Source organism: Candidatus Synechococcus spongiarum SH4, assembly GCF_000586015.1.
In the GTDB taxonomy this organism is placed as follows: Bacteria; Cyanobacteriota; Cyanobacteriia; order PCC-6307; family Cyanobiaceae; genus Synechococcus_B; species Synechococcus_B spongiarum_F.
Window position 1 is genome coordinate 1 of sequence record NZ_JENA01000141.1, and the last position, 4,441, is coordinate 4,441.

General features: G+C 65.9%; 5 protein-coding genes. 2 read left to right on the plus strand and 3 right to left on the minus strand.

Annotation, left to right across the window (positions count from 1 at the left end; genetic code table 11):
- A partial coding sequence (locus tag BG35_RS13100; RefSeq protein ID WP_025782249.1) for a hypothetical protein occupies positions 1-268 on the plus strand: 268 nt, incomplete at its 5' end.
- A gap of 30 nt (positions 269-298) precedes the next feature.
- A complete protein-coding gene (ispG, locus tag BG35_RS0106850) occupies positions 299-1,552 on the plus strand; it encodes a (E)-4-hydroxy-3-methylbut-2-enyl-diphosphate synthase (RefSeq protein WP_025782250.1) in 1,254 nt (417 codons plus the stop codon).
- 27 nt (positions 1,553-1,579) lie between these two features.
- Here ispG and ftsY read toward each other — a convergent pair whose 3' ends face one another.
- The 3 genes from ftsY to BG35_RS0106865 all read right to left on the minus strand — a co-directional run.
- Positions 1,580-3,271: a signal recognition particle-docking protein FtsY gene (gene ftsY / locus BG35_RS0106855; protein WP_025782251.1), complete on the minus strand. Its 1,692-nt coding sequence runs from the start codon at positions 3,269-3,271 to the stop codon at positions 1,580-1,582.
- A gap of 4 nt (positions 3,272-3,275) precedes the next feature.
- The gene (gene nusB, locus BG35_RS0106860) at positions 3,276-3,905 is read right to left on the minus strand and encodes a transcription antitermination factor NusB (RefSeq protein WP_025782252.1); all 630 of its coding nucleotides are present in this window, start codon (positions 3,903-3,905) and stop codon (positions 3,276-3,278) included.
- A gap of 4 nt (positions 3,906-3,909) precedes the next feature.
- The coding region (locus BG35_RS0106865; RefSeq protein WP_025782253.1) for a DUF502 domain-containing protein at positions 3,910-4,441 on the minus strand (532 nt) is incomplete at its 5' end.

Here is a 4,441-nt window from a genome sequence, read left to right on the forward strand (position 1 = left end):
GGTCCAGGCCCATAACAGCCGTCTGGCGCTGGCGTCGGTGGTTGATCCCGGCAATCCCGCCATGGCCGCGGAAGCTGCCGTGGCCCAACTGCTGGCTACGGCGCAGAAGGGGTTTCACCAGGCTGGCGTCGCCTGTGAGGTGGTGGAGCGCCGGGGCAATCCGGCCTTTGTAATCTGTGACGCGGCTGACTGGCCCCCTACCCGTATTGGCGGCGCCTTGAGCTTGGGGGAGGGCGGCGCGGCGGCGGCAGGCGCCATGCCGCTGTAATCTCTCCAATGGCTGTAGTCTTGCCATCCCATGACCGCCACCCTTCCCGGACTGTCCACCCAGGTGGAGACCAGCCATGGCACCCTCAAGGTGGACAGCGGTTTGCTGCGCTACGACACCCGCATCCGGCGGCGGCCCACCCGCACGGTGATGGTGGGCCATGTGCCCATCGGCAGCAATCACCCGGTGGTGGTGCAGTCCATGATTAACGAAGACACCATGGACATCCCGGCGGCGGTGGCGGGGATCCGTCGCCTCGCCGATGCGGGTTGTGAGATCGTGCGGGTCACGGTCCCTTCCCTGTCTCATGCCAAGGCCATGGGGCACATCCGTCAGCAGTTACGGGACCAGGGTTGCATGGCGCCCCTGGTGGCCGACGTCCACCACAACGGCATCAACATTGCCCTGGCCGTGGCCCAACACGTGGACAAGGTGCGCATTAACCCCGGCCTGTTCGTGTTTGACAGACCCGATCCCGACCGGCAAAGCTTCAGCGCCGCGGAATTTGCAGCGGCCGGGCAACGGATCCGCGCCACCTTCGGCCCCCTGGTGGAACTGCTGAAGGAACAGAACAAGGCCCTGCGCATCGGTGTGAACCATGGATCCCTGGCGGAGCGCATGGTATTCACCCATGGAGACACGCCCCAGGGCATGGCGGAGTCCGCCATGGAGTTCATCCGCATCTGTGGCGAGATGGATTTCCACAACATCGTGGTGTCCATGAAAGCGTCCCGGGCGGCGGTGATGTTGGCGGCCTACCGGCTGGTGGCGGATGCCATGGATGCGGAGGGATTCAACTATCCCCTCCATCTGGGGGTGACGGAGGCGGGGGATGGAGACTACGGGCGCATCAAAAGCACTGCCGGCATCGCCACCTTGTTGGCGGAAGGCCTGGGGGATACCATCCGCGTGTCCCTCACGGAAGCGCCGGAGCGGGAAATCCCCGTGGGCTTCTCCATTCTCCAGGCCCTCGGGTTGCGGAAAACCATGGTGGAGTACGTGGCGTGCCCAAGCTGTGGACGCACCCTGTTCAACCTGGAGGAGGTGCTGAAGCAGGTGCGGGCCGCCACAGGCCATTTGACCGGATTGGACATTGCCGTGATGGGCTGCATCGTCAACGGCCCGGGCGAGATGGCCGATGCAGACTACGGCTATGTGGGTAAGGGGCCGGGGATCATTTGTCTCTACCGGGGCCGTGAAGAAATCCGCAAGGTGCCGGAGTCCGAAGGGGTGGAAGCTCTCATTGCCCTGATCAAGGAGGATGGCCGCTGGGTTGATCCCTGAACCAGCGCCGCCATTGGCGCGCCGCCCTCAGCGGGCGCTGGCCATCAGGGCTTCAACGAACTCGAAGCCGTTGAAGGGGCGCAGATCCCGGAGACCTTCCCCGGCGCCGATAAAGCGGATGGGGAGGTTGGCCTCACTGGCCACAGCCAGAGCAACGCCCCCCTTGGCGCTGCCGTCCAGCTTGGTCATCACCACGCCCGTGAGTTGAGCGGCCTGGGCAAACGCCAAGGCCTGACGCAAACCGTTCTGCCCCTGGCTGGCGTCCAGCACCAGCAGGGACTCAACCACTGCATCAGGGGCCTTGCGATCAATGATGGCGCGAATCTTGGCCAACTCCTCCATCAGGTTGTGTTTGGTCTGCAGGCGGCCGGCAGTATCCACCAGCAACAACTCCACGGCTTTGGCCTGGGCTGCGCCAATGGCGTCAAACACCACGGCCGCCGGATCCGCATTGGCGGAAGGATTGGCGATCACCTCCACCCGGCTGCGTTCCGCCCAGATGCTCACCTGTTCCACCGCCGCCGCCCGAAAGGTATCGGCGGCGGCCACCATGCAACGATAGCCACTGCGCACCGCCAGGTTGGCCAGTTTGCCCAGGGTCGTGGTCTTGCCCACCCCGTTGACTCCCACCAGCAGCCAGACGTTGAGCCGCTGCCGCTGGGGGGCCAGCAGGTCGCAACCTGTGGCGCGAATGGGCCGCTCCAACTGCTGCCGCAGTTGATCCTTCAGCAGGCGGAGACCTTCGGTGGGGGGCACCACCTCCTCGTTGACCCGGCGACGCAGGGCGGCCAGCACCGCATCGGTGGCCTCGACCCCCACGTCGGCCTGGAGCAACACCGCCTCCAGGTCGTCCACGATTTCAGGGGTGAGGGGATCGTCTCCCAGGCTGTTGAGCAGTTGCGTGACGAAACCGCGACGGGTTTTCTCCATGCCCTGCCGCAGGCGGCCCAGCCAGTGGATTTCCTCCAGGGACACGTCCTTGACCTGCCGGCCCTGGGCAGCAAGCACTTCGGCCGACCAGGTGAACTCCTCGTCAAAGCTGCCCAGGTCGGACTCAGGCGCTTCGTCCCCATCGGGCCGGCGGGGCGCCTCGGCGCCAATGGCCTGTGCATCCAGCACCGTCTGCCGTTGCTCCCGCTGGGAGACCGCCCTGGCCAGGAGGCCCATCCCTGCTTCCGCGCCCGTTTCCGATGGGGGCGAAGACGGCGGCGGGGAGAACGGTTCAGGGGAGGTTGCCGTGTCCTCTGGAACAGCGGATCCCTGTTGGCGGGGTGGGGATGACGGCGGAGACGGCGCCTCGGCCACCGGTGGGGCGGCGGCTGGGGCGGCAGCAGCTTTGGCCGCCTGTTCAGCCTTCAGGCGGGCATAGGCCGCCTTGGCCCACGCCAGGGTGTCCTGTGATGCTGCCCCGGGCGCGGCTCCGGATGGCGAGGGGGCGCTCCGCTGGACGGATGCGGTGGGGTCGGACGGCTCCGCTGCTGGTGAGCCAACAGGAGGCGACTGGCCCGGGGACGGCTCCGGCGGCGCCAGGGACGCGCCCCCGTCGCTGGAGAGCGTTCCGGCGCTCCCGTCCATCGGTTCCCCGGCGGCGCCCAACGGGGGTTGGGGATCCTCAGCCGCCGGACTGGCTGGCGGCGCCTCCGGAGATTGAGCCTCCGGGGGTTGGGGATCCTCAGGGGTCCTGTTCACCTGACGACGTCTAAACCAGTCAAACACCATGACCTCAGACTCCAGAGGGGGACAACCGGGCCACGGTCAGGCGGCGCAGGATGCCGTTGATGCGCCGTCGTCCTTCCATGTCGCTGTAGGTGTTGGCAAGGGCAACGGCCTCGTTGCAGACCACGGCCACCGGGGTATCCAACACCATCAACTCCGCCGCCGCCAGGCGCAGAATGTTGCGGTCCACCTGGGGAAGCCGGGCCAGGCGCCAGCCTTCCATCACGTCATCCAGTTGTCGGTCCAGGGTGGCGCGATGATCCTTCACGGCTGCCGCCAACACCAGGCAACGGCTCCGCACCTGCTCCTGGTCAGCCGCCAGCAGCAACCGCGGCAGATCCAGCACGGCAGAGAGTCGGTTGATCACCTGCTCGGCCTTCTCCAATCCCAGCCGCAGGTTGTCCCTTGCCGTACTCAGCTCCAGGGACTCCAGTTCACTCTCCAACCCATGCTGTTGGGCCGTGTGCAGATCCTGGGCGGAGCGCTCCAGGGCGTCGCGCATGTGGCCATGGAGGGCGGCAAGGGCGGCAAGCAGCAGATCCTCCAGCGTCAGATCATGGGCGGTTGCCTTGTCGCTGATCTGCCCCAGGATGAGAAGAGCCAGCTCACGAGCCAGGGAACGGCTTGATTGCGCCATGGCGTCAGGCCCCGCCCGACGGGGAATAGGAGATGGTTTGCCCCTGTGGGTACAGGCCCTCGGAAGACGGGGAAGGCTTCTGGTCCGGGCTGAGAATGCCGGCCGAGATGATGGTGCGGAAGGCCATATCCACCGGTATGTCAAGGGTCTTCACATCCTTCTCGGCCACCAGTGCGTACCAGCCGGTGGTGGGATTGGGGGAGGTGGGGATGAAAATATTGAGCATGGGTTCGGGGAAGAGGGGCCGCAGGGACTGACCGGCCGGACCCGTCACGAAGGCGATGGCAAAGATGCCTTCCCTGGGATATTCCACCAGCACCACCCGGCGAAACCGGCTTGCATTGTCCCTGAGCAGGGTCTCCAGAAGCTGCTTGAGGGTTTTGTAGACCGTTCCGGCCAGGGGGATGCGAATCAGGCTGTCTTCTCCAAACGCAACCAGAGGCCTCACCACGGCGATGCGGGCCATCAGGCCAATGAGCAGAATGGCCAGCAGTGGCACCAGCAACCCCACCATCAAGTTGATAAAGCTCAACAGC

Coding starts and splice junctions, on each gene's coding strand:
- ispG (WP_025782250.1), top strand. CDS start 299: ATGACCGCCACCCTTCCCGGACTGTCCACCCAGGTGGAGACCAGCCAT.
- ftsY (WP_025782251.1), bottom strand. CDS start 3,271: ATGGTGTTTGACTGGTTTAGACGTCGTCAGGTGAACAGGACCCCTGAG.
- nusB (WP_025782252.1), bottom strand. CDS start 3,905: ATGGCGCAATCAAGCCGTTCCCTGGCTCGTGAGCTGGCTCTTCTCATC.